General features: G+C 60.8%; 22 protein-coding genes. 9 read left to right on the top strand and 13 right to left on the bottom strand.

What is annotated here, in order from left to right; translation table 11 throughout:
- Positions 1-157 precede the first annotated feature (157 nt).
- Positions 158-1,693: an ABC transporter substrate-binding protein gene (locus tag AB8B29_RS12160; protein WP_037195342.1), complete on the bottom strand. Its 1,536-nt coding sequence runs from the start codon at positions 1,691-1,693 to the stop codon at positions 158-160.
- 374 nt (positions 1,694-2,067) lie between these two features.
- On the opposite strand from AB8B29_RS12160, the gene AB8B29_RS12155 reads away from it, so the two are divergent.
- From AB8B29_RS12155 to AB8B29_RS12140, 4 genes are all read left to right on the top strand, one after another.
- Positions 2,068-4,221: an indolepyruvate ferredoxin oxidoreductase subunit alpha gene (locus AB8B29_RS12155; protein ID WP_037195337.1), complete on the top strand. Its 2,154-nt coding sequence runs from the start codon at positions 2,068-2,070 to the stop codon at positions 4,219-4,221.
- Between the two features lie 9 nt (positions 4,222-4,230).
- A complete protein-coding gene (locus AB8B29_RS12150; protein WP_112440491.1) occupies positions 4,231-5,790 on the top strand; it encodes an indolepyruvate oxidoreductase subunit beta family protein in 1,560 nt (519 codons plus the stop codon).
- 66 nt (positions 5,791-5,856) lie between these two features.
- The gene (locus AB8B29_RS12145; protein WP_037195333.1) at positions 5,857-6,132 is read left to right on the top strand and encodes a type II toxin-antitoxin system ParD family antitoxin; all 276 of its coding nucleotides are present in this window, start codon (positions 5,857-5,859) and stop codon (positions 6,130-6,132) included.
- Positions 6,122-6,427, top strand: coding sequence for a type II toxin-antitoxin system RelE/ParE family toxin (locus AB8B29_RS12140; protein WP_081938715.1), 306 nt, complete (start codon positions 6,122-6,124; stop codon positions 6,425-6,427). The genes AB8B29_RS12145 and AB8B29_RS12140 overlap by 11 nt, the downstream gene beginning before the upstream one ends.
- Before the next feature lie 20 nt (positions 6,428-6,447).
- Here the strand turns inward: AB8B29_RS12140 and AB8B29_RS12135 are convergent, their stop codons facing one another.
- The 3 genes from AB8B29_RS12135 to AB8B29_RS12125 form a co-directional block, all read right to left on the bottom strand.
- Positions 6,448-6,954: a MarR family winged helix-turn-helix transcriptional regulator gene (locus AB8B29_RS12135; RefSeq protein WP_037195331.1), complete on the bottom strand. Its 507-nt coding sequence runs from the start codon at positions 6,952-6,954 to the stop codon at positions 6,448-6,450.
- Positions 6,955-6,978: 24 nt separating this feature from the next.
- Positions 6,979-8,568 carry a phytoene desaturase family protein gene (locus tag AB8B29_RS12130; RefSeq protein WP_113118436.1) on the bottom strand — a complete coding sequence of 530 codons (1,590 nt, stop codon included), beginning with the start codon at positions 8,566-8,568 and terminating at the stop codon, positions 6,979-6,981.
- Between the two features lie 77 nt (positions 8,569-8,645).
- Entirely contained in the window at positions 8,646-9,428 is a 783-nt protein-coding gene (locus AB8B29_RS12125; RefSeq protein WP_113118437.1) for a cyclase family protein, read from the bottom strand.
- A gap of 399 nt (positions 9,429-9,827) precedes the next feature.
- Here AB8B29_RS12125 and AB8B29_RS12120 point away from each other — a divergent pair, with 399 nt between their 5' ends.
- Together AB8B29_RS12120 and AB8B29_RS12115 are read left to right on the top strand one after the other, a co-directional pair.
- The gene (locus AB8B29_RS12120; RefSeq protein ID WP_047562325.1) at positions 9,828-11,396 is read left to right on the top strand and encodes a phytoene desaturase family protein; all 1,569 of its coding nucleotides are present in this window, start codon (positions 9,828-9,830) and stop codon (positions 11,394-11,396) included.
- A gap of 97 nt (positions 11,397-11,493) precedes the next feature.
- Positions 11,494-12,009, top strand: coding sequence for a MarR family winged helix-turn-helix transcriptional regulator (locus AB8B29_RS12115; protein WP_037195324.1), 516 nt, complete (start codon positions 11,494-11,496; stop codon positions 12,007-12,009).
- Between the two features lie 9 nt (positions 12,010-12,018).
- On the opposite strand, the gene AB8B29_RS12110 is transcribed toward AB8B29_RS12115, so the two are convergent.
- The 7 genes from AB8B29_RS12110 to AB8B29_RS12080 form a co-directional block, all read right to left on the bottom strand.
- Positions 12,019-12,693 (bottom strand): amino acid ABC transporter permease, encoded by a 675-nt coding sequence (locus AB8B29_RS12110; RefSeq protein WP_037195322.1) that lies wholly within the window; start codon positions 12,691-12,693, stop codon positions 12,019-12,021.
- Between the two features lie 95 nt (positions 12,694-12,788).
- A complete protein-coding gene (locus AB8B29_RS12105) occupies positions 12,789-13,586 on the bottom strand; it encodes an ABC transporter substrate-binding protein (RefSeq protein WP_047562327.1) in 798 nt (265 codons plus the stop codon).
- An 81-nt stretch (positions 13,587-13,667) separates the two neighbouring features.
- Positions 13,668-14,876 carry a pyridoxal phosphate-dependent aminotransferase gene (locus AB8B29_RS12100; RefSeq protein ID WP_113118439.1) on the bottom strand — a complete coding sequence of 403 codons (1,209 nt, stop codon included), beginning with the start codon at positions 14,874-14,876 and terminating at the stop codon, positions 13,668-13,670.
- Positions 14,877-15,065: 189 nt separating this feature from the next.
- Positions 15,066-15,848, bottom strand: coding sequence for an aldolase/citrate lyase family protein (locus AB8B29_RS12095; RefSeq protein WP_113118440.1), 783 nt, complete (start codon positions 15,846-15,848; stop codon positions 15,066-15,068).
- 180 nt (positions 15,849-16,028) lie between these two features.
- Positions 16,029-17,309, bottom strand: a complete 1,281-nt coding sequence (locus AB8B29_RS12090) for a cysteine desulfurase-like protein (RefSeq protein ID WP_113118441.1) — start codon at positions 17,307-17,309, stop codon at positions 16,029-16,031.
- 124 nt (positions 17,310-17,433) lie between these two features.
- On the bottom strand, positions 17,434-18,162 hold the full coding sequence (locus AB8B29_RS12085) for a GntR family transcriptional regulator (RefSeq protein ID WP_037195457.1): 729 nt from the start codon (positions 18,160-18,162) through the stop codon (positions 17,434-17,436).
- An 80-nt stretch (positions 18,163-18,242) separates the two neighbouring features.
- Positions 18,243-19,202 (bottom strand): DMT family transporter, encoded by a 960-nt coding sequence (locus AB8B29_RS12080; protein ID WP_439006546.1) that lies wholly within the window; start codon positions 19,200-19,202, stop codon positions 18,243-18,245.
- 140 nt (positions 19,203-19,342) lie between these two features.
- Between AB8B29_RS12080 and AB8B29_RS12075 the strand changes: the two genes are divergently transcribed.
- A complete protein-coding gene (locus AB8B29_RS12075) occupies positions 19,343-20,104 on the top strand; it encodes an AraC family transcriptional regulator (RefSeq protein ID WP_047562335.1) in 762 nt (253 codons plus the stop codon).
- A gap of 3 nt (positions 20,105-20,107) precedes the next feature.
- On the opposite strand, the gene AB8B29_RS12070 is transcribed toward AB8B29_RS12075, so the two are convergent.
- Entirely contained in the window at positions 20,108-20,974 is an 867-nt protein-coding gene (locus AB8B29_RS12070) for a sigma-70 family RNA polymerase sigma factor (protein ID WP_112440489.1), read from the bottom strand.
- A gap of 133 nt (positions 20,975-21,107) precedes the next feature.
- Here AB8B29_RS12070 and AB8B29_RS12065 point away from each other — a divergent pair, with 133 nt between their 5' ends.
- Positions 21,108-21,566 (top strand): carboxymuconolactone decarboxylase family protein, encoded by a 459-nt coding sequence (locus tag AB8B29_RS12065; RefSeq protein ID WP_047638754.1) that lies wholly within the window; start codon positions 21,108-21,110, stop codon positions 21,564-21,566.
- Positions 21,567-21,709: 143 nt separating this feature from the next.
- Here AB8B29_RS12065 and AB8B29_RS12060 read toward each other — a convergent pair whose 3' ends face one another.
- The gene (locus tag AB8B29_RS12060) at positions 21,710-22,621 is read right to left on the bottom strand and encodes a LysR family transcriptional regulator (RefSeq protein WP_037195308.1); all 912 of its coding nucleotides are present in this window, start codon (positions 22,619-22,621) and stop codon (positions 21,710-21,712) included.
- 232 nt (positions 22,622-22,853) lie between these two features.
- Here AB8B29_RS12060 and AB8B29_RS12055 point away from each other — a divergent pair, with 232 nt between their 5' ends.
- Complete coding sequence (locus AB8B29_RS12055) at positions 22,854-23,666, top strand: alpha/beta hydrolase (protein WP_113118442.1); 813 nt, start codon at positions 22,854-22,856, stop codon at positions 23,664-23,666.
- Positions 23,667-23,675 lie beyond the last annotated feature (9 nt).

Below are 23,675 nucleotides of genomic sequence, written 5' to 3'. Positions count from 1 at the left end.
CACCTTCTCCCCGTTTTGACGGGGAGAAGGGAAGACGCACCTACAGCCTACCCCTAACGACATGTTCCGGCGAGGATACAAAGATCGTCCCCTCTCCCCGTCAAAACGGGGAGAGGGCTAGGGTGAGGGGCCGGGCTACACGTTCAAAGCTGGACGATCACCCCTTCGACACCAGCGTCGGCTGCAGCGCGCCGGAAACGTTCGGCGTCACCTTCAGGCTCGATTTATAGACGATCGGCTGAACATATTGCAGCAGCGGGATCACATAGCCCTGTTCTGCAATGTACTTGATTGCAGCCTTCCAGCCGGCGATGCGCTTCGCTTCGTCCTTTTCCACCCAGAGCGGACCCAGCATGTCGTCGACATCCTTGGTCTTCCAGGCCGAGTGCGGCGAGGGGCCGAACATGGCGAAGCCGGTCGAGGTCGTGGGGTCGCCGATGGCGTTGCCCCAGTTGTAGAAGGCGGCGGGGCCGAGCTGGTGGGCGGCGCGCAGTTCGTAATGCTTGGCGATTTCGTAGACTTCGATTTCCGCTTCGATGCCGACCTTGCGCCACATGCCGACGATCGCCTGGATCATCTCGTAATCCTTCGGCTTGAAGCCGCGGGTCGTCTTGATGCCGAACTTGACTGGCTTTGCCGGCGAATAGCCGCTGGCCGCCAATAGCTTCTTCGCCTGTTCCGGATCATAGGGGATCTTGATCGAGGCGTCGTAGGCTTCGTATTCCGGCGCTTCCAGCGTCGAAAGCGGCTTGCCGTAGCCGCGCAGCAGACGCTTGATGATCGCTTCCTTGTCGATCGCCAGGTTGGCAGCGAGACGGACGTTCTTGTCGAGCATCGGGTCGACGTTGCTGATGAAGATCATGCCGATATCCGAGATCGGCGTGGCAACGCCTGCAAGTCCGGACTTCTTCCTCAGCCGGTCGAAATCCTCATAGGGGATTTCCAGCGTCACATCCGACGAGCCGGATTCGATTTCGGCGACGCGGCTCGTGGTGTCGGGCACGAACTTGAAGATGACCGTATCGAAGGCCGGCTTGCCGCCGAAATAGTTGGGGTTCGCCTTCAGGCGCAGATAGGAATTGCCCTCATAGGCGTCGACCATATAGGGGCCGGTACCTACAGGCTTCTTCTCGAAGCCTTGTGCGCCCACTTTGGTATAATAGTCCTTCGGCAGGACATAGCCGGTGAGGAAAGCCATCCACTTGAAGTAAGTGGGTTCGAAGCGAACGACATCGCCGGTGATACGGTTGCCTTCCACCTTATAATTATTGGCCGTCGACCAGATGAACTGGATCGGGTTGCCGGTTTCCTGCTTGGCGGCGCGCTCCAGTGACCAGACGATGTCGTCGGGCGTAAACTTGGAGCCGTCATGCCAGGTAACGCCCTCGCGAACGTCCATCCAAACCTTGGTCTTGTCGTCGTTCCAGCCCCAGGCGGTCAAAAGGCCCGGCTGGAATTTCAAGTCCGGCCCCTGGGCGATGAACTGGTCGAAGACCGAGCGATAGATCGCCTGGATCGACGGATTGACCGCCGACGGTCCTGTGGTCGGATCGAAAGAAGGTAGGTTGACGTTGTAAGCGATGGTCAGCGTGCCGGCTTCGGCGGCTTCCACATGTGTCCTGCCCGCGAGAATCCCAGTAATGAATGCGGCTGCGCCGAGGCTCAAGGCCTCGCGCCGAGTAAGCGTTGTCATGGTCACTCCGTTCCCCTGTTAAGCGGCAGAAAAGCATGACGCCCGCCTGCCGCTGGCGATTTATTGTCGGAATGTTTTAATCCTAAAATAAGTATTTCGGAGCGGCAAGCGCTTTCTCTGAGCGTCTCACAAAATCCAGGCCTTCATTTTTCAGCGCGCCTCGTAATGCGCCCATATTTCATGCATTTGCATATATATGCGCTTTCACCCACGATTTCTTCGGGGCGTTTTCGGAATCGGACGGCACATTTCTGCGGCTTGAGCGCCAATCAACCCCCGAAGTCTCATATTTGTTCGTTGACAGCTCGAGGAAGTTCAAAATATGATTTTGCAAATGATTTAAAAGAAGCCCATAGGGCAAAGGGGTAACGTCTATGGCCGAGCGGTCTTTTGCGCGCGAGGTCGAGGATCTGAAGCTCGGGGAAGGCGATATCTTCCGCGGCGAGGGTATTCTCGCGATCACCAAGGCACTCCTGCAATCCGGCGTGTCCTATGTCGGCGGCTATCAGGGCTCGCCGATCTCCCATCTCATGGATGTGCTCGCCGACGCCAAGGATGTGATGGAGGATCTCGGCGTCCATTTCGAGACCTCGGCATCGGAAGCGGCGGCTGCCGCCATGCTTTCGGCCTCCGTGATGTATCCGGTGCGCGGCGCCGTCACCTGGAAATCGACGGCGGGGACAAATGTCGCCTCCGATGCACTCTCCAACCTGTCCTCGGGTGGGGTCACCGGCGGTGCGCTGATCATTATCGGCGAAGACTACGGTGAGGGCTCCTCGATCATGCAGGAGCGCAGCCATGCCTATGCGATGAAATCGCAGATGTGGCTGCTCAACCCGCGCCCGAACCTGCCGTCGATCGTGCGGGCGGTGGAGGAGGGTTTCGAGCTTTCGGAGGCCTCCAATACGCCCGTCATGCTGCAGGTCGGCATTCGCAGCTGTCATGTGCACGGCCAGTTCGTCGCCAAGGACAACAAGCGGCCGGCCTATACGTTGAAGCAGGCGCTGGAAAATCCGATCCGTGACGTCAACCGCATCGTGCTGCCGCCTGCCTCTTTCCTGCATGAGAAGGAAAAGCTGGAGAAACGCTGGCCGGCTGCCGTCGAGTTCATTAAGAGGCGCCAGCTCAACGAGTATTTCGGTCCGTCGGAAGGCGAGGTCGGCATCATCCTGCTCGGTGGTGCCTATAACGGCGTCATGCGGGCGCTGCAGCAGCTCGGCCTTGCCGATGTCTACGGCAATTCCGCCGTGCCGCTCTACGTACTGAACGTCGCCTATCCGCTGATCGACGATCAGATGGCCGAGTTCTGCGCCAATAAGAAAGCGGTTCTGCTGGTCGAGGAGGGTGCGCCCGAATATATCGAGCAGTCGCTCAACACCATCCTGCGGCGCCGCGATATCCAGACGAAGATTTCCGGCAAGGATGTCCTGCCGATGGGCGGAGAATATACCGCGCCTGTCCTGATGAAGGGCATCAAGAATTTCCTGGAGACACATCAGCGCGTGCTGCTCGGCAACCAGCCGCCACTGCCGGACCCGTCGCCGATCCTCAACGATCCGAAGATCAAGGCGCTCGCCGAAGTCGTGCCGCCGCGCCCGCCGGGCTTCTGCATTGGCTGTCCCGAGCGGCCGATCTTCGCCGCGATGAAGATGGTAGAGGGCGAACTCGGCCAGCACCACATCTCCGGCGATATCGGCTGCCACCTGTTCTCGATCCTGCCGCCGTTCAACCTGGGCAGTACGACCATGGGCTACGGTCTCGGCCCGGCGGCGGCCTCGGCCTTCAATGTCGCCGCCGACAAGCGCGCGATCTCGGTCATGGGCGATGGCGGCTTCTGGCACAATGGTTTGGCGACTTCCGTCGGCAATGCCGTCTTCAACAAGCAGGACGGCGTCATCCTCGTTGTCGACAATTTTTATTCGGCCGCGACTGGCGGGCAGGACATCCCGTCATCACGTGCGTTGAACCCGCGCCGCAAGACCAATAATTCCATCGTCAATGCGGTCAAGGGCATCGGCGCGACCTGGGTCCGCCAGATCGACCGCACCTATGATGTCGCCAAGATGCGTGACACGCTGCGCGAGGCGCTGACCTCGAAGGAGCCGGGGCCGAAGATCATCGTCGCTTCCTCGGAATGCATGCTGAACAAGCAGCGCCGCGTGAAGCCGCAATTTGCCAAGGCTGTCAAGGACGGCAAGCGCATCGTTAAGGAGCGTTTCGGCGTCGATGAGGATGTCTGCACCGGCGATCACGCCTGCATCCGGCTTTCCGGCTGTCCGTCGCTGTCGGTCAAGCATACCGACGATCCGCTGAAGGATGATCCGGTGGCGGCGATCGACAATAATTGCGTCGGCTGCGGCAATTGCGGCGAAGTCGCGGAGGCTGCGGTGCTCTGTCCCTCCTTCTATCGCGCCGATATTATTCATAACCCCACGGGTTGGGACCGCTTCGCCGCCCGCTTGCGTTCCGCCGTGATCGGCTGGCTGCAGGCGCGTCGCCGCGCCGGCCGCATCGTCTTTTCGGATTGAGAGGGCGATATGAACGAGCATGTGAGCATGAGTGACCTCGGCGCCAGCCGCCTTTCGACGGACAAGCCATTGTCGCTTGCCATTCTCGCCATGGGCGGGCAGGGCGGCGGCGTGCTGGCCGACTGGATCGTCGGTCTTGCGGAAGCCGAAGGCTGGATGGCGCAGACGACGTCTGTGCCCGGCGTGGCGCAGCGAACGGGCGCGACGATCTACTATATCGAGATGCTGCCGGCGAGGGACGGTCACGCGCCGATCTTTTCGCTGATGCCGACGCCTGGCGATGTCGATGTCGTCATGGCGGCGGAGTTGATGGAGGCCGGCCGCTCCGTCCTGCGCGGTCTGGTTACGCCAGACAAGACCGTGCTGATCGCTTCGACGCATCGTTCCTTCGCGGTCGGCGAGAAGGAAAAGCCGGGCGACGGCATCGGCAATCCCGAAATCGTGGTCGAAGCAACGGATTTCGCCGCCAAGCGCACCATCGCCTTCGATATGGAGACGCTGGCCATCAAGAACGGCAGCGTCATTTCGGCTTCCATGTTCGGCGCTCTGGCTGGTTCGGGGGCGCTTCCTTTCGCAAAGCAGGCTTTCGAAGCGATGATCCGGGCCGGCGGCAAGGGTATCGAGCCGAGCCTCAAGGCGTTCAACGCCGCCTTCGACCGGGTCAAGGACAAACCGCGTGATGCGGTTTCCGCAACGCCGACGAAGCATTTCGACGTTCTGCCTGAGACGGCCGGCCACCCGGCACTGGATCGGCTGGTCAATCGCATCCGCGTCGAATTTCCGGAAGCGGCTCGCCCGCTGCTGTTTGCCGGCGCCAAGAGGCTGACCGACTATCAGGACCCGGCCTATGCTGATGAATATCTGAGCCGCGTGGCGGCTCTCCATGCGCTCGACCGCAAAGCCGGCGGAGCGGACAAAGACTTTGCGTTTACCGTGCAGGCCGCAAAATATCTTGCGGTGGCCATGGCCTATGACGATGTCATCCGCGTTGCCGATCTCAAGGTGCGCGCATCGCGCTTCGAGCGGGTGCGCAAGGAGGTCGGCGCCAAGGACGATCAGATCGTTTATATGACCGAGTACATGCATCCGCGCATGGAGGAAGTCTGCGGCACGATGCCGAAGGGTCTCGGCCTTTGGATCGAAAACCGGCCGAAGCTCTTCGACCGTCTCGATCGCATGGTCAACAAGGGCCGCCGTGTGCAGACAGGAACGCTCTTCTGGTTCCTCAGCCTCTATATTGTCTCGGCCTTGCGCCGCACCCGTCGCGGCACGCTGCGGCACATGCGCGAGGTCCAGCATCGCGAAGCCTGGCTTGTGGCGGCGGCCAACCTGCTTACGGTCAATTACGATCTCGCCATCGAGGTGCTGAACAATCGCCGCCTGGTCAAAGGCTATTCCGATACGCATGCGCGCGGCCTGTCGAAATTCGATCGGGTGATGTCGGCGCTGCCGATGCTGCGCGACCGCGAGGATGGAGCCGCCTGGATGAAGCGGTTGCGGCAGGCGGCGTTGCTAGACGAGAATGGGGCTGCGCTGGATGGGGCGCTGAAGACTGTAGAGACGTTGTGAACGGCAGAGGGTGTATTACAGTGTAATAATTGTGTGCTATGATGGGGCGAATTGAGGATATCTGCCATGCGCACAAGCAAGCCGATTACTGTCACGCTCGGAAAGCAGCAGCATCTTTTGGATGAGCGTCTTGAGACAGGCGCATATGAATCTGCCAGCGAAGTTATCAGGGCTGCGCTTCGGGCTCTTGATCGTGAGGAGGCTGCAGTGAATGCGGTCGTTCGCGCCAAGATTCGTGAAGCACTGGAGGATCCTGCCCCTGATATTCCGGTTGATGATGTCTTTGCTGAATTGCGCGCTTATCATCTGGAACAGGTGAGAACCGACAAGCGTGGTTTATAAGATTGTTTTCAGACCGGCAGCACGAGCCGATTTGAAGGCGCTCTATAGTTATATTGCCAAACAAGCCGATCATAGGGTCGCTGGTGCTTATATCGACCGAATGGAAGCATCATGTCGCTCACTTGCAATTTTTCCTGAGCGTGGCACCGTCAGAGATGACCTTTTCCCGGGTGTCAGAGTCATAGGTTTCGAGCACCGTGCATCGATCGCTTTTATTGTCGAAGCAGACACCGTGCGCATTTTACGTGTGCTGTACGGAGGACAAATGTTTCCGAAGGATTGGTCGGCTGAGTAGCTGGCCGTCAGCTTTGCTCGTCAAATCTCATGCTTCCTGATATTATGCAGCACCTTGTGCAGCGTCGAAATAAATGCGCGATATTCGGCCTCCTCGACGCCGTCGAACATCTGCAGGAACAGGTCGTACATGGTCGGCCACACCTTCTCGAAGGCGGCGCGGCCTTCTTCGGTGATGGAAACGTCGCGGATGCGCATGTCCTCGGCGCGTGGCTGGCGGCGGATGAAGCCCTGCCGCTCGAGCGAGTCCAATGTGCGGCTCATCGTCGATTGCTCGGTGACGGCGAAGACGGAGAGTTCGTTGATCGTAACGCTGGAGGAGACGCTGAGCACGGCAAGCGCCCGCATCTTGGCGGTCGTCATGTCGTATTCGCGCAGCTCGTCCGACAGGTTGGCGTTCCAGCGGGCCATCAACCGGTTCATCAGATAGGGCGCGAAGTGATTGAGGCCTATTTCGCCCATGGTCGGACGTTTTACGGGCTCCTCCCGACTACGCCTTAAAACAGTGCCTGAAAATCGCTCCTCCATCGACGATACTCCTCCTGAAACGTGTTACTTCAGCGATGATGCGAGGAGGAAGCCTGAGCCTCCGCCGAGCCCGGCTCCCGGGTGCGCCGAGGCGCCGATATGGTATAGGCCTGATATGTGGGTGCGGTGGTTAACAGATGACTTGAAGGGGCGCCAGATGAAAAACTGGTCCAGGCCGCAATAGCCGCCATAGGGATCGCCGCCGACAAGGTTCACGTTCATGGCTTCCAGATCACCCGGCGAATAGGCGCGCCGCGCGAGCTTTATACCGGAGAAATTCTCGATATGGCTTTCGAGCAGCGCCTCGACGCGGTCGGCATAGCGCTCGCGCACCTCTTCCGTCCAGCAGCCGTCCTTCGGCGTTGCGATCTCGCCCGCGGCGTCTCCCTTGATATGGCGCGGCGCTTCGGGAAGCTGCAGCCAGAGGATCGATTTACCCTCCGGTGCGCGGCTGGGATCGAGGGAGGCGGGCTGGCCGACGCAGACAGTGGGTTCAGCTGGCAGCAGTCCGCGCTCGCATTCATTGGCGGCGCGGGAGACACCGTCGAGACCAGGCGTCAGATGCAGCAGCGCCACCTTGCCGAGCTCGGCATCGGCCTTCCAGCGCGGCGGCGCGGAGAGGGCATAGTGGATCTGCATGTCGCCCTTGCCGTAGCGATAGCTCGCAACGCCGGCCTTGATCTCTGTCGGCAGCGGGTCGGGCCAGTCCTTCATCAGCCGTTCGTAGAGCTGGTTGGGCGTTACCGAACATATCACGCCGGCCTTGGCTTTCAGCGTTTCGCCCCCTGCAAGGCGCACGCCGTCGGCGCGGCGATTGGCGCCGGGAATGATGGCTTCGACGTCGGCGCTGATGCGGATCTCGCCGCCATTATCCTTGATCAGCCGTTCGAAGGCCGTCAGCAATGTTCCCGCACCGCCCTTGACGATCGGCGCGCCGCCAAGCTCCAGCGCAAAGCCGATGACCTTCAGCATTTCGGCGGAATAGGCGCTTTCGGGCCCGAGGCCGCAATGCAGGACCCAGGGTGCCCAGAGCGCATGAATATCCTCGGAGCGATAGCTGGTCTCCAGATAGCCGCGGGCCGGTGTCAGGGCTTCACCGAACCAGGCCGCAAGCTTGCGCAGGCCGCGATTCCAGCCTTGGCCGGCAACGTTTTTCAGGGTCGATCCCGACCAGAGTGCACCACCGAGCAGGGAAAACAGGAAGGGGGCATCGGCGGCGAGCGCGTCCATCTCGCGAGAGAAGGTCTGCCCGTCGCCGAGCGACAATTCATCGAAGGTGGCGATGTTCCGTCGCCTGTCCTTGGAAAAGATCACATGCGAGCCATCCGGCCTCAGCACGCCTGTGGGAAGGTCGGCATGGGCAAATTCCAGGCCGCGGGCCTCGAGATCCTTGCCGATGGCGCTATAGGCCGGCGAGGTGAGGAACAGCACCATGGTCGTCGCCATGACGTCGTGGATGAAGCCGGGCTGGGTGATCTCCTCTGTGCGCAGACAGCCGCCGATGCGGTCGTTGCGCTCGAGGAGGAGCACCTTGTGGCCCTTCTTGCCGAGCATTGCGGCCGCGACAAGCGCATTTATGCCGCTGCCGACGATGATGTAGTCATGATCGCCCATTGCCGTTGCCCCTCATAGGCAAGGAGTGTGGAAAGGAGGAGCTTAATTCGCCCCTGGAGTCCAGCCTTCCCAACCTATCATGCGATAAGTGCCAGCGCACGGACCGGTGAACCCGTGCCCTTGACGAACTTCAGCGGTGCGGCGATCAGCACGGCGCCCTTGGCGGGGAGCTGATCGAGATTGGAGAGGCTGGCGAGGCCATAGCGGTTGGCCTTGTGCATGAGGTTATGGGCCGGGAAGGGCGGGTTCATTCCGCCGGCGGAACCGGCGTCGGTACCGATGGTTTCCGAGCCCCAGCCGATAATGCTCTTGGTCAGAAGATATTCGATCGCCTCGGCGGTCGGGCCGGGAGAATGCGGGCCGCTCTCATCGGCGTTCAGGAAGGTTTCCGTCGAGCCGTTGCGCTTGTACCAGTCGGTGCGCAGCAGCACCCAGCTGCCGGCCTCGATCGCGCCATTCTGTGCTTCCCATTCCTTGATGCTGTCAACCGTCAGCAGATAGTCCGGATTGGCGGCGGCTTCCTTCGACCGGTCGATGACGTTGACCGGTGCGACGAAATTCTGCGTCGGTATGGTGTCGGTCGTGTTGTTCGGATTGTCCTTGCCGGTGATCCAGTGGCAGGGGGCGTCGAAATGCGTGCCAGTATGTTCGCCGAGTTCCAGCCAGTTCCAGGCCCAGAAGGGGCCGTTCTCGTTATATTCCGAGATCGTATGGACCTTGACCGACGGCGTGTTCTTGCCGAACTGTGGTGGCAGGTAGAGTACCGGTGTTTCAGGGCCGAGCGGCGCTGTGAGATCGACGACCTTGATGGAGCCTGAAAGCAGGGCCGAGGCCAGGCTGGAAAGTGTGGTGGCGGTCATAAGTAGCGTTCCCCTTGTTGTCGCCTGATCCCATGCGAAGAGTCGCATTGCGGGCCTTCCGTCCAGGATCGAGCTTGAAGCCTTCATCGCCATGCGCAGGGGTGCCTTTCCTCCAGGCACCGGGTCCGCGCGGCGGCGGAATGAAGGGAGCCTATGTTACAATATATGATATTGCAAGCATTCCGGCATGGTCTCCAGGCCCAAAATTGACCCATATCCGGCGGGCTAGCGGGTGTTTGTAAGGCGCTGAAACTAAACGTGAATCTCTGAGGTTGATTGCGATTATACTACTCAAGATTGTTTCTTTTCTTTACGATTCGCGTTGATTGGTACTTGAAGCTTAAAACTCAAGATGTATGCATGTGACAATAATAATCACCGGCGAAAGAGGGGCAATCGATGAGCTATGATGCGATCATAGTGGGGGCGGGCCACAATGGCCTGGCAGCGGCGGTGCATCTGGCGGCGAAGGGCTGGAAGGTTGCCGTCATCGAGGGCAATGCCGAGCCGGGTGGAGCGGTGAAAACCCGCGAGGTGACGCTGCCGGGCTTCCGCCACGATCTCTGTGCCATGAACCTCTCCATGTTCGCCGGCTCGGCCTTTTTTGCGCAATACAAGAACGAGCTTTCTGCCGAAGGTCTCAATTTCGTGCCCGCGGCGGATTGCTTTGCCAGCGTCTTTCGCGACGGCACCTTTCTCGGCGTCAGCACCGATCTCGAAAAGACCACCGGCGCCATCGCCGACATATCGCCGCAGGACGCAGCTGCGTGGCGGCACATGCTGTCGGAGTTCGGCGCGGATGCGCCTCATATCTTCGGCCTGCTCGGTTCGCCGATGCCTTCGATGGCGGCCGCCAGGGTCGTTTGGAAGGCATGGCGCGAAAAGGGAAGCGGCTGGCTGTACGACACGGCGCGCATGCTATTTGCCTCGCCGCGCGACTTTCTCGACGCCCGTTTCCAGAACGCCAAGCTCAAGACGATGATGGCTGCCTGGGGACTACATCTCGACTTCGCGCCCGATGTCGCCGGTGGCGCGCTGTTTCCCTATCTCGAATCCATGGCCAACCAGGCTTTCGGCATGGTGATCGGCAAGGGCGGGGCCGATACGATCGTCAAGGCGATGGCGGCCGTGCTGAAGAGCAAGGGCGGCGAACTTATGCTCGGGACGCGCGTCGACAAGATCGTGACGTCAGGTAGGAAGGCGACCGGCGTCATCCTCGCCGACGGCCGTCGCTATGAAGCCAAGCGCGCCGTCATTGCCAATGTCCATCCGCAGATCCTGTTCGGCAAGCTTCTCGATCGGGAGCCGTCGCGCCAGGAATTCGATAACAAAGTCTCGCGCTTCCGGGCTGGTCCAGGGACGATGATGATCCACCTGGCGCTATCGGGGCTTCCGGACTGGACGGCGGGCAAGGCGCTCCAGAATTTCGCCTATGTCCATATAGCGCCAGATCTCGAGATGATGTCGCGCGTCTATGCCGAGGCGATGGGCGGCTTGTTACCCGCCGAGCCGGCCCTTGTCGTCGGACAGCCGACGGCCATCGACCCGTCGCGCGCTCCGACCGGGCAGCATGTGCTCTGGATCCAGGTGCGTGTCCTGCCGGCGGAATTCCGCGGCGATGCCGCGGGGGAAATCAGCGGTGCGAACTGGGACGAGATCAAGGATGTCTACGCAGAACGCGTTCTCGATATCGTCGAGCGCTACGCGCCCGGCCTGCGCGGCAAGATACTGGGACGATCCGTGTTTTCGCCCCTCGATCTCGAACGGGAGAACCCGAATCTCATCGGCGGCGACAATCTCTCCGGCAGCCATCACCTCGACCAGAACTTCCTGTTCCGACCCGTCGCGGGCTACTCGCGCTACAGGACGCCTGTGGGGTCGCTGTTCATGTGTGGAGCCTCCACCTGGCCCGGCGCGGGCACCGGCGCCGGTTCCGGTTTCATGCTGGGGAAAATGCTGGCCAAGTGACGACCAACGGACTTGACGTGTAAACCTTTGACATTTCAAATGTCGGCCCCTAGATCGTTCATATAAGCAATGCAAAGCGGTGGGTTTAGCTGACGTGATGACAGAGCCTGAGAGTGCAGCCGTCGACCTGGAAATCATTGTTCAGGGAGCGCAGGAAGGCAAAAAGCAGGAGCTGCGACTCTGGCTGCGCATGCTGTCGACCACCAAGCTGGTCTCGCAGGAAATTCGTCGCCGGCTGCGCAACGAGTTCGGCGCGACCCTGCCGCAATTCGACCTGATGGCGCAGCTCTATCGCGAACGCGACGGCCTGCGCCTCGGCGAGCTTTCCAAGCGCACCATGGTCACCAACGGCAATGTCACAGGCTTGGTCGAGCGGTTGGAAACGGACGGGCTGGTCTTGCGCGTCACGCCTGACGGCGACCGGCGTGTGACGGTCGCGAAGCTGACCGCGAAGGGCGAGACGATCTTCGGCGCCATGGCTGTCGCCCATGAAGGCTGGCTGCGCGATATGATGGCGGATGTCGATCCCGCCATCGTCAGCGAGCTCTGGCAGGATATCGGCGCGGTAAAGTCGTCGGTGAGCAACCACCTTTCAGGCGGTGACTTCGATTGATGGCCGGCTCTATCGGGCCCGCTCGCTTTTGAACCTCTTTTCGAGCACGCTGACGAGACGCACCATCGGCCAGAGCAGGATGATGTAGATCAGTGCGGCCATGATCAGCGGCGAGGGATTGGCGTAGAAGCCCTGAGCGTTCTGCCCCTCTTTCAGAAGTTCCGGCAGCGCAACGGTCGAGGCAAGCGACGTGTCCTTGAACATGGAGACGCAGTTGCTGGTCGTCGGCGGAATGACGATCCGCACCGCCTGCGGCAGCACGACCTTGTAGAGCGTGATCAGGAACGGGATGCCGAGGGCGGCGGCGGCTTCGAACTGGCCGCGCGGCACGCTTTCGATGCCTGAGCGGAAGACCTCAGCCGAGTAGGCAGCCAGCACGATGGAAAAGCCGAGGATCGCCGACCACCAGGCCGAAAAGCTGATGCCGACGAAGGGCAGCGCGTAATAGATCAGGATCAGCACGACCAGCATCGGCATGGCGCGCATGATGTCGATGTAGGCAATCATCAGCATTTGGAGCGGCTTCGGCGCATAGAGGCGGATCAGGCTGACGATGAGGCCGGCAGAGACGCCGATGACGATGCTGACCACGCCAAGCGCGATGGTCATCCAAAGCCCGCGCAGCAGTTGAGGGAAAGCCGAGATCATGACGTCGGAATTGAAGAAGGTATCGACGAAAGACATTGGCACTCCCGTGTACGAGACGAAGATAGGATTTCCTTACATTTACGCCGGCCGCAATGGCCGGCGTAAGCGCTATTTCGTAGATGATCTTTTGATCACGCCTTGGGGATGGGCAGTTCGGTGACGGTGGAGGAGCCGGCGGGCGCCTTGCTGCCGAACCACTTTTCGTGGATCTTTTCCAGCGTGCCGTCCTTCTTCATCGCGGTGATGGCATCGTTGATCTTACCGACGAGCGGCGAATCCTTGGTCATCATCAGGCCGTATTGTTCGCCGGTCTTGATGCGATCCTTGATGGCAAAGCCCTTCGTCTTGACGAAGAGATACTGCATGCCTGGGATATCGCTGACGACGGCGTCAATGCGGCCGGCACCGAGATCGAGGAACATGTCCTGCTGGGAGTTGTAGCCCTTGACGTCGGCGAAGCCCTGGGCGGCTTTGTTGTCGTTGACCCATTTTTCGCCCGTCGAGCCCGACAGCACGCCGACGGCCTTGCCCTTGAGATCGGCAAGGTTTTTGATCGCGCTGCTTTCCTTGGCGGCGACGCCCATGTCGGAATCGTAATAGGGCTGCGTAAAGGATTGCGACTTCAGACGTTCCGGCGTGATTGTTATGGACGAGATCGCCACGTCGATGCGCTTGGAGCTCGTTGCCGCGAACAGGGCCTGGAAGCCGTAGTCGGCAATATTGGTCGTCATGCCGGCGCGCTTGGCCGCTTCGGTGACGATGTCGACCTCGAAGCCCTCGAAACCGCCCTCGGCGGTCTTGTATTCGAATGGCGGATTGTTCGGATAGGAGCCGACATTCAGCACATCGGCGGCATAGGCGAAGTGGCTTCCGCCGGCGAGGCCAACGGCGGTCGCAAGGACCAGCAGACTGCGACGAGTAATATGCATTTTCTTAGTCTCCCTCTGGTTATGGCTGCGGGCATTCCTCTTACCCGCGGGTATTCCCGCCCGCCCGCCTGGGCGGCCGTGTCATGTCATCGCATCGACCATGCGGTCGAGGGCGATACGCATCTGTTCTGTTTCGCGGAAGGTGCACATGCGCAGGAAGGCGCGGGACGATTCACCGAAATGGTATCCGGGCGCTAGGCCGACGCGCGCCGTCTCCAGAATGCGCTCGCAAAGTACGGTCGCATCGGCTTCTCCCTGCAGCGCGAAGAAGGCATACATGCCGCCACGCGGCTTTTCCGGCAGGATCATGCCCGGTATCTGCGGCAATTTCTCGTAGGCAAGGTCGAGGCCGGCCTTGATCCTGCCGCGGATCTCGGCAACCAGCGGCTCGCCTTCGCGCAGTGCCGCCGCTGCTCCCGCCTGGACCATGGCCGATGTGCCGCTGTTGATATATTGCGTCATCGCACCGAGCTGGTCGGCAATCGCCGACGGATGCGTCAGCCAGCCGACGCGCCAGCCGGTCATCGCCCATGCCTTCGAAAAGCTGTTGATGGCAATCACACGATCGCCGTCTTCGGCGATCTGCAGGATCGAGGGCGCGATTTCGCCCTCGAAATAGAGGCGGGCATAGACCTCGTCGGAGATGATCCAGATGCCGGTACGACGGCTGAAATCGAGCAGGGCCTGCATCTCCTCGCGGGATGCCGTCCAGCCGGTCGGATTGGAGGGGGTCGACAGGAAGATCGCTCGGGTGCGGGCATCGCAGCGCGCAAAGAGCTTGTCGAGGTCGAGGCGCCAATCGGTGTCGAAATCGAGCGATACAGACCGGGGCTCACCACCGATCAAATGGATGGCGTTATGAATGTTTGGCCATTGCGGCGCCACGTAGACGACATTGGTGCCGACATCGACGAGCAGTTCCAGCGCCATGTAGAGCGCCTGCATGCCGCCGGGAGCGACCGTGGTGCGTTCGATGGGAATGGGGCGTCCATGCCAGTGGGTCTGATATTCGGACAGCGTCTCGTTCAGCGTCTGGAGGCCGCGCATGTTCGGAACGTAGAAGGTCGCACCATCGTCCAGCGCCTTCTTTGCGGCGTCGCGGATGAAGGCCGGCGTCACGATGTCGCCTTCGCCGAACCAGAGCGGGATGACGCCGCCGAGTTCGCGGGCGCGCTTGGCGAGCACGGCAATATTGTCGGTGCGCATGTCGCGGATCTGAGCGCGGATGCCTTCGAGGGCATCGCGGCCGCCGATCGTGTTCGGCAGGTTATGCTGCGGCAGAAGAGACAAGGAACTTCCCCTCGGAATTCGGTGTCGAAGGGACGATGCGATTGCAGAGGCCTGCGCTCGGATTGCCCTTCATTTTCGAATGGTTATCCAAAAACGAGTGCATTTCAAGGATAAAGTTTAAGCTTAAAAAGTCTTCCCCTTCATCCGGTTCATCTATGGGTGGCGCACATCTTAAAGCTCTGGAATCGTTCATTTTTCCGCGACTCCAAAACTACTCTTGTGCTTCTTTGCTTCGATGACGCCGGCGGTCAGGCCGGTGCCGAGAAACATCGTGTCGCTGGCCAGCAGGAAGAAGCTTATCCCTGCCGCCGACCACGTGCCGACGTCGTCCGCTGTCGGGCGGAAAATGCCGACTGCGCGGCCGGCGGACAGGGCCGTTTTCACAATGGTCCGGATGGCCGCATCGAGCTTGTCCTTGCCTGCCGGACCCATGGCATCGATCGAGACCGAGAGATCGCCGGGGCCGATGAAAATGAGATCGACGCCGTCGACTGCGGCAATATCGACGATATTCTCCAGCCCTTCGGCCGTCTCGACCTGAATGGCCAGTACCAGCTCGGTATTGGCCTTGGCGAGATAATCCGGGATGCGATAGCCGTATGCGGCCGCACGGCCCGGACCGACGCCGCGCGCACCGAGCGGCGGATAGCGCATGGCCCGAACGGCAGACCGAGCTTGCTCCGCCGTCGAAATCCGCGGCACCAGAACGCCGGCTGCTCCTGCATCCAGCACGGCGGCGATATCTTCCGCCGCGTGGCCGGGCACACGGACCATGGCGGGAACGCGATGGACGTCGGCGGCGCGGATCAGATCCTCGATGCGCTCGCGGCTGATTTGCGAATGTTCCCAGTCGATGCAGAGGAAATCGACGCCGGAAGCGGCGATGACTTCGATGGCGACCGGATGCGGGATGGCCGCAAACGTGCCGATGAGCAGCTCGCGCTCGATACAGTTCCGGCGGAAATCGCTCATCCTTTTCCTCACATTTCAGCGGTCATCTCAATGAGGGATAGACCGAAAAAACCTAGCTGCGAAGCGGCAATCTGCTCTCAACTCAGGCAGCGTTCCGTGCCGTTGCCGGTTGGGGTCGACGGCACGGAGGCATTGCGGTGGCGGAGTTGTTCGGGCGCCGCCACCGCTCATGGGCGCGGCTTATCTGCGTCGCGCCATGATCTCAGTCAGGACGGAGTCGAAGCGGGCGATCTCCTCGACCTTGTTATAATGCACCAACGACACGCGGATGGCGCCTGTTTCCATGGAAAGACCGAGGCGTTTCATCAGACGTGGTGCGAACATATGCCCGTCGCGCAGGCCGATGCCGGCTTCGCCCATCTCTGTGGCGAATTCCTGCGGCGTGATGCCAGGCATGTTGAAGCAGATTGTGGGAACGCGCTGCTCGAGGCGGGCCTCATCCGAAATTCCGTATATGACGGCGCCGTGGCGCTTCAGGACCGCTACCATCTCCCGTGAGAGCATCAGCTCATACTGGCGGATCGCGCCCATGGCCGCAGCCAGGGCTTCCCGACGGCTATGGTCGCCGGTCGGGAGGAAACGCCGGCCGAGGCCTTCCAGATATTTGACCGCGGCGTTCATGCCGGCAACATTCTCGTAGGTGAAGGTGCCGACCTCGATCTTGTAGGGCGGCACGTCGGGAATGAAGTCTTCCTTGAAGGTGGGAAGCTTGACCAGCGCGTCGTAGCGGCCCCAGAGGAAGCCCATGTGCGGCGAGAAGTTCTTGTAGCCGGAGCAGACGAGATAATCGCAGCCCCAGGCCTGAACATCGATCAGGCCATGCGGACCGTAGTGAACGCAATCGAGAAAGGTCTCGGCGCCGGCCGCATGCGCCAGTTTGCAGACGGCGGCGACATCGACGATCGTGCCGATGGAATGCGCTGTCACGGTGCAGGCAACGAGGCGGGTCTTATTGTTCAGGAGCGGCTTCAGATCCTCGGGATGCAGCATGCCGTCCTCACGCATGCGCCACCATACGATCTTGGCGCCGTCTGTTTCCAGGGCGAGCCAAGTGGCGATGTTGGCATCGTGATCCATGTCGGTGATGACGATCTCGTTGCGCTCGCTGAGCAGCTTGGCGATGCCGAGGCTCACCAGGCGGATGAAGGAGGTGGCGTTCTGGCCGAAGGAGATTTCCTCCGGTCGATAGGCATTGACCAGCATGGCGACGCTTTCGCGTGCTTCATCGAGATTGCGGTCGACGCCCTGGCTGTGCCGGTATTTCGCCATACGCTGGACGTTGAAATCGATCAGATGGTTGGCGACCGCATCGACCACCGTCTGGGGGACCTGCGATCCACCTGCATTGTCGAGAAAGACGAAGTCGCCGGCCTTCTGGATAGCCGGAAACAGGGCGCGGATCTCATCGACCGGAAAGCTGTTATGACCGGCAAATTGCGACGTGGAAGGGGCGGAACTCATGGGGATCTCGCTCTGAACGATGGGACTGAAATCTGTATTTTGATCATTTGATCACAAAATACTTTAAGGTTCAACCAAATTTCGCCTGACGCTGGCCGCAAGTTAATTGTCGACGGTTCGCAAGTTAGCGGCGGGATGCCGAGCCGGACCCCTTGCTTCGTGGCTCGTCCTGCGTGACCGGGCAATAATCGCGCAGAATTTCGTGTGTGCGGCGAATGTCGGCGACGACCCCGTCGCGGGCAGCGGCAAAATCGCCGGCCTTCAGGGCCTCGACAATCGGAACATGCTGGCCGGCGGGATCCAGCTCCCCGCTGCGCATCAGGGGCTCGACCGAGGCGGATAGCATGCGCATATAGGGGCCGAACCGCAGCCATAATGTTTCGATGAGCTGCAGCAGCACTTCCGAGCCGGAGGCGCGATAGATTGTGAAATGGAACTGCTGGTTCTTCGCCATCAGATCGTAGACATTGCTGCCAAGGCCGATTGCGTGTTGATCGACGGCGATGCGCTCGAGCGCGGCGATGTCGGTCGGGGTGAGATTGGGTATGCCGAGCTCAGCGGCCAGCCCTTCCACGGCGATGCGGGCGCGGCAGAGATCATCCAGTCGGGCAAGTGTGACCATCGGAATGCGGGCCGAGCCGTTGGCGGCGACTTCGAGCGCATTTTCGGCGGCCAGCCTGCGCAGGGCTTCGCGGACCGGCATGTTGCTTGTGCCGAACGTTTCGGCGAGCGAGGCGATGGTGAGCGTCTGGCCGGGATCGAAATTACCGGCCATCAGCGCGTTTCTGAGCTGCTGGTAGACGCCCTCCTGGATCGTCGTTCTGGAGGACACCGGTTCCAGGGCTATGCGCACGCTCGTTTCCTTTTCGCTTGGGGACTCGTTCATGGTAGAACGAAGGACAGGCGAATGGAAAGAGTTTCGCGGAGAAGTGCTCAGGCTTCCTCCGCTTCCCAGTCTGCTTCGTCGGCTGCGGGTGCCGCTTGATCGCTCGCCGTCGGCGACTTTCGCAGACCAAGGCCGACGCCGATCAGGGCGAGCGCGCCGCCGATGGCATGATAGGAATGCAACTGCTCTCCGAGAAGCGCCCAGGCAAGTGCCGCGACCACGATCGGCAGAAGATTGATCAGCAGCGAGGTGCGGCTGGCGCCGAGTTTCTGGATGCCGATCATCCAGCAGAGCGGGGCGACAAGCGACGTCGGGATCGCCGCATAGAGGATCAGCGGCAGATTGGCCGTCGTGACCGGCGAAATGTCACCCATCAGGAAAACCGGGATCAGCAGCAGCGTCGAAAAGCCGATCTGCCAGAAAAGCTGCTGCCAGATCGGGATCGGCATTGCCCAGCGTTTCAACATCACGCCATAGAGCGCGTTCGACAGCACGGCGATGATCATCAAGCCGTCGCCGATATGGAAGCCGCCATTTATCAATCTTGTCGGGTCGCCCTGAGACGTCAGATAGATGAGCCCAATCAGCGAGATGGCGCCGCCTGCGAGGCTGGAAGCGCTCAGTCTTTCTCCGGCGAGCAGACTAGCGAAAAACGTCGACAGCAATGGCATCAAGGCGAGCATGACGCCCATGTTGACGGCCGAGGTGGTCTTGGCCGCCTCATAGGCAAGGCTCTGGTAGATCACCATGCCGAGGGCTCCGAGGATGGCGAGCTTCAACCAATGCTCGCGTACTAGCGCGCGGTTGCGCCATGCCGCTCGGCCGACAAAGGGCAGGAGCACGACGAAGGCGAGCAGCCAGCGATAGAAGGAGATGGAGCCGGGCGAAATCAGGCCGGCGGATGCCTTGGTGACGACGGTATTGCCGGACCAGATCAGCACGGTCTGCAGCGGCGCAAGTCCGGCCACGCTGACGACGGATGCGGATGAGTGCGGCTGGGTGCTCATGGAATGGTCTCCCGACGTCATTCTGGCTTCTGTACTAAACGAGGCATGGCGGACATCGTTCACCACTGGGATATCCTTCTACTCTTTGTCCGAATTTTGGTATATAACGAGATTAGGACAATCGGTAGCGAAATGAGGACATGCCGGACAGGCTTCCACGCATTGAGGGCGATCCGCCGCGCCCCGTTTCCTTTCGGACGGAGAACTATAGAGCGGGCACGGTTTTTCCGAGGAAAAGCCAGCCGTGGGGTGAGCTCAACTATGCGCTGGTCGGCGTTTGTGAGTTCGATATTCAGGGCGTGCCCTATCTGTCGCCGCCGCATTACGCCATCTGGCTGCCGCCGGATACGATGCATGGGGCGCATAACCGGCATGACCTGCGCTATGTGACCGTCTATGTCGAGCGCGACCTCTGCGCCGATCTGCCGGCCGAACCTTCGACGCTGAGCATCAGCCCGCTGCTGAAGGCAATCCTGGCGGATTTCGCGGCACGGGATATCACTTTGCCTGAAACGTCCGAGGACCTGCGGCTCGCACAGGTTCTGGTCGACCAGATCCGCTTGGCGCCACGCTGTGAAAGCTATCTGCCGCTTTCCGACGACCCATTGCTCGGCCCGGTGCTCAGCGCGTTGCAGGCCGATCCGGGTGATCGGCACTCCCTGGCGGAATGGGCGCGCAGGATGGGGACGACCGAGCGGACGCTGTCGCGTCGATGCCAGGATGATCTCGGCCTTTCCTTCAACGAATGGCGTCAGCGGTTGAAGCTGGTCGCAGCCCTGGCGCTGATCGAAGCCGGCGAGCCGGTGCACCGGATTGCATCGCAGCTGGGCTACAGCAATGCCTCCGCCTTCATCGCCATGTTTCGCCGGCTGACGGGCACGAGCCCGACACAGATGCGATAGGTTTCATGGCTCGATCAACACGATATCGAGCCTGCGCAGCTGTTGCGGATCGGCCATCGCATCGATGGTCGTGACCATGCCGTCTTCGTTGACGGTGAAATGTAGGGCGATACGCAACTGCCCACCGATAACCACGATGGCGCCGACCGCGCCATCGATGACGGCGAGCCGGGCTGCCTGCGCGCGGCCGTTGAAGGTTTTGGCGACATCGACACGCCCGCGGATTTCCCCGACTGATCCCATACGCGCCGCGACGGCATCCGGGCGGAAGACTGCCTCTGGATCGAGAACGGCGAGCAGCGCGTGCATGTTGCCTCCGCGCGAGGCGGCGAAGAAGGCGTCGACGACATGCCGCTGGCGGGCGAGGTCGGCTTCCATCGAGACAGGCGTTTCCTGCACGCGATGGCGGGCGCGGCTTGCAAGCTGGCGCGTCGCAACCGTGGTCCGCCCGACGATCGGGGCTATATCGTCGAAAGACACATCGAACATGTCATGCAGAACGAAGGCAAGCCGCTCGGCCGGGTTGAGCTTCTCCAGAACGACCAATAGAGCAAGGCCGACGGAATCGGCCAGCAGCGCATCCTGCTCGGCCTCGTGGGTCACTGCCGGCTCGGGGATGAGGACCGTTAACGGCTCCTCGCGACGCGATTTGCGGGCGCGCAGCAAATCGAGACAGATGCGTGCGGTGACCGTCGTCAGCCAGCCGCCGAGGTTTTCGATTTCGGACCTATCGGCCTTGAGTAGACGGAGCCATGCTTCCTGCACTGCATCTTCCGCCTCCGTCCGCGAGCCGAGCATGCGGTAGGCGACGGCGCGCAGATGCGGCCGGTTCGCCTCGAATTTTTCAGCCTGCCAGTTTTTTCCGTCCATCTGTCACATTCCCTCATCGTGTTCCGTCAAACCCATGACGAATGCAGTCCGGCCGGTGTGACACAAGATCGACAGGAAAATTCATCGTCAAGATCGAGGCCATCGTGGCGCCCGAACAATCAGAGGACAAAACATGCAAGCTCGTATGCAGAACCCCGCCGTCATCCTGCCGGAAACACTGCAGGCCCTTTTGGCCGTCAGCGCTTCCATTAAGGATCGCGGCCTTTCTGAAAACACAATCGACCTCGTGCATCTGCGCATCAGCCAAATCAACGGCTGCAGCGTCTGCACCGACATGGGCTTTCGCAAGCTGCAGAAAGCGGGCGAAACGATGGAGCGCATCGTCGGGGTCTCCGCCTGGCGAGAAATGCCCTATTTCTCGGACGCCGAGCGTGCGGCCCTTGCGCTCGGCGAGGCAGTCACCCGGCTTGCCGACCGGCCGGATGCCGTCAGCGACGAGGTCTGGAACGAGGCTGCCCGACACTATGACGAGAAGGCGCTGTCCGCCCTGATCGTTGCGATCGCGATCGACAATGTCTGGAACCGGTTGAACGCAACGGTTCGCCAGCAGGCGGGAGCCTCCTGGAACTGAGCGGTCGGGAGAACCTGGCCTTCTCCCCTCAGATAGGCAGAGCAATCGTATATGAGGTGAGGTCGTTGCCGCACAACTTTTCTCCCCTCGGGGAGAAGGTGCTTACGGTTGCCTGCTCAAATAGGGGAAGGCAGTTTGCTATCTCAGGCTTCTCCCACCCGCGAGGTGATCAGCAATTTCGCCAGCCAATCGACGAAAACGCGCACCTTGTTGCTCAGGTGCCGGTTGGGCGGATAGACGATGTGCATGGGCAGCGCAGGCCGGGTCCAGCCGGTGAAGATGGGCACCAGATCACCCTTGGCAAGCGCCTCGCGGGCCATGAAGCTGGGAACCTGTGCGATGCCTAGCCCGGTCAGTGCCGCTTGGATGTAGCTGCGGCTGTCATTCACCGAAAGGATGTAGCGCGGGGTGATTTCCAGCGACTCGTTGCCGTGTTCGAAGATGAAAGGGATAGTACGGCCCGTTTGCGCGCGGAAATAGCTGACCGCATAGTGAGCCGTCTCCAGCTCTTCCGGGCGCTCCGGGATGCCGTGCTTTTCAATATAAAGCGGCGCGGCGCAGGTGACGAAGTGGATCTCGCCGACGCGGCGGGCGATCAGCGACTGGTCGCTCGGCATGCCGGCGCGCAAGGCGCAGTCGACATTCTCGGCCAGATAGTCCACCAGTCGGTCACCAACACCGAGGTCGATATGGATATCGGGATAGCGCTGGTGGAAATCACAGAGCGCCGGCATCACGATCCTCTCGGCGAAGGCGCCGGCCATTTCGACGCGCAGGCGACCGCTCGGCAGGCTCTGCGAATTGCTGATGCTGCCGTCCAGTTCCTCGATTTCCGAGAGGATTTGAATGGCGCGCTCGTAATAAAGCGCGCCGTCGGTCGTCACCATGACGCGCCGGGTCGTCCGGTTCAGAAGCTTGGCGTGCAGATGCGCCTCAAGCGACTGGATGAGTGTCGTCACCGTCGCTTTCGGCATGGAGAGGGCCGCGGCGGCGCGGGTAAAATTACCCGTTTCCACCACACGCGCGAATGCCCGCATTGCTGACAACTGGTCCATTCCATGATGCCCCTCGACCACAACGAAAAGGGGTCGATTGTTTGTGATTGTGAATAGTCTGATCGAATATAGGCTACTTATTCTCGGAACGGAATAACAATATGTTGTCTGTGTAATTGTTGCAATGCGGCATGGGGGCGCTAAAGACCGCATTATCGGGAACATGGTCACAGGGCATGATAAAAGCCTCTGAAAGTGATCATATTCACTCGAGCAGATAGGATTTGGGTCGATGAGTGCGCCGTGGAAAGATGTTGTGCTGGAAAACGTGCCTACGGGGCCGGTGGCAGCTCGGATCTATAACGGCGAAGGTTTGAAGAAGGCGGCACCTCTCGTGCTCTATTTGCACGGCGGCGCTTTTCTGGACACCAATCACGCAATCGACCGGCCGGTGGCCGTAAGCCTCGCGGAAGCCGGCGCGATCGTGGTTGCCGCGGACTATACCAGCGGCAATCAGAATGCTTTTCCGCAGGTGCTCGAATGCGCCTACGGGATTCTGGCCTATCTCGGCAACAAGCGAAACATGCTTGCGCTGGGTGGAGCGAAAAAATCACTGCTGTTTGTCGCCGGAGAGGAATCGGGTGGCAATGTAGCAGCAGGTGTCGCTTTAAAGGCACGCGATCAGATGCCGGGTTCATTGGATGGACAGGTGTTGATATCGCCTTTGCTCGACCCCTTCATGGGATCGAAATCTTTCCTCCAGGCGGAGGAAAGCGGCATGCGCGAGCGCTGGACGGAGGGTTGGAACCGATACCTGGGTTTCCTGGGCGGTGTCTGCCACCCCTATGCGGCGCCTCGATACTGTTCGCGGCTTTCGGGCCTCGCGCCGACATTGGTGCTCACGGCCGAGGACGACCCGCTCCGCGACGAGAGCATGGAATACGGCAGCCGGCTGAAAGCGGCCGGCGTCCGTGTTCGCCAGCAAGTCCTTCCCGCCGGGACAGGCTGGCCCACCCTCTACGGCGGGCAGTCGAAGGACAGGCCCTCGTGGCAGCAAGATGTTTGCTGTTGTTTCAAGGGCTTTGTCGAAGAAGTGCAGGCTTGATCGACTACA

This window comes from Rhizobium sp. 11_C7_N12_5 (assembly GCF_051811145.1).
Lineage (GTDB): Bacteria > Pseudomonadota > Alphaproteobacteria > Rhizobiales > Rhizobiaceae > Rhizobium > Rhizobium lusitanum.
Note: the sequence above shows the minus strand (reverse complement) of the source record. Positions and strands in the feature narration are given on the sequence as shown.

What these genes read in the sequence shown, in the direction of transcription:
- AB8B29_RS12160 (WP_037195342.1), bottom strand. Translation starts at nt 1,693, where the DNA reads ATGACAACGCTTACTCGGCGCGAGGCCTTGAGCCTCGGCGCAGCCGCA.
- AB8B29_RS12155 (WP_037195337.1), top strand. Translation starts at nt 2,068, where the DNA reads ATGGCCGAGCGGTCTTTTGCGCGCGAGGTCGAGGATCTGAAGCTCGGG.
- AB8B29_RS12150 (WP_112440491.1), top strand. Translation starts at nt 4,231, where the DNA reads ATGAACGAGCATGTGAGCATGAGTGACCTCGGCGCCAGCCGCCTTTCG.
- AB8B29_RS12145 (WP_037195333.1), top strand. Translation starts at nt 5,857, where the DNA reads ATGCGCACAAGCAAGCCGATTACTGTCACGCTCGGAAAGCAGCAGCAT.
- AB8B29_RS12135 (WP_037195331.1), bottom strand. Translation starts at nt 6,954, where the DNA reads ATGGAGGAGCGATTTTCAGGCACTGTTTTAAGGCGTAGTCGGGAGGAG.
- AB8B29_RS12130 (WP_113118436.1), bottom strand. Translation starts at nt 8,568, where the DNA reads ATGGGCGATCATGACTACATCATCGTCGGCAGCGGCATAAATGCGCTT.
- AB8B29_RS12125 (WP_113118437.1), bottom strand. Translation starts at nt 9,428, where the DNA reads ATGACCGCCACCACACTTTCCAGCCTGGCCTCGGCCCTGCTTTCAGGC.
- AB8B29_RS12120 (WP_047562325.1), top strand. Translation starts at nt 9,828, where the DNA reads ATGAGCTATGATGCGATCATAGTGGGGGCGGGCCACAATGGCCTGGCA.
- AB8B29_RS12115 (WP_037195324.1), top strand. Translation starts at nt 11,494, where the DNA reads ATGACAGAGCCTGAGAGTGCAGCCGTCGACCTGGAAATCATTGTTCAG.
- AB8B29_RS12110 (WP_037195322.1), bottom strand. Translation starts at nt 12,693, where the DNA reads ATGTCTTTCGTCGATACCTTCTTCAATTCCGACGTCATGATCTCGGCT.
- AB8B29_RS12105 (WP_047562327.1), bottom strand. Translation starts at nt 13,586, where the DNA reads ATGCATATTACTCGTCGCAGTCTGCTGGTCCTTGCGACCGCCGTTGGC.
- AB8B29_RS12095 (WP_113118440.1), bottom strand. Translation starts at nt 15,848, where the DNA reads ATGAGCGATTTCCGCCGGAACTGTATCGAGCGCGAGCTGCTCATCGGC.
- AB8B29_RS12090 (WP_113118441.1), bottom strand. Translation starts at nt 17,309, where the DNA reads ATGAGTTCCGCCCCTTCCACGTCGCAATTTGCCGGTCATAACAGCTTT.
- AB8B29_RS12080 (WP_439006546.1), bottom strand. Translation starts at nt 19,202, where the DNA reads ATGAGCACCCAGCCGCACTCATCCGCATCCGTCGTCAGCGTGGCCGGA.
- AB8B29_RS12075 (WP_047562335.1), top strand. Translation starts at nt 19,343, where the DNA reads ATGCCGGACAGGCTTCCACGCATTGAGGGCGATCCGCCGCGCCCCGTT.
- AB8B29_RS12070 (WP_112440489.1), bottom strand. Translation starts at nt 20,974, where the DNA reads ATGGACGGAAAAAACTGGCAGGCTGAAAAATTCGAGGCGAACCGGCCG.
- AB8B29_RS12065 (WP_047638754.1), top strand. Translation starts at nt 21,108, where the DNA reads ATGCAAGCTCGTATGCAGAACCCCGCCGTCATCCTGCCGGAAACACTG.
- AB8B29_RS12060 (WP_037195308.1), bottom strand. Translation starts at nt 22,621, where the DNA reads ATGGACCAGTTGTCAGCAATGCGGGCATTCGCGCGTGTGGTGGAAACG.
- AB8B29_RS12055 (WP_113118442.1), top strand. Translation starts at nt 22,854, where the DNA reads ATGAGTGCGCCGTGGAAAGATGTTGTGCTGGAAAACGTGCCTACGGGG.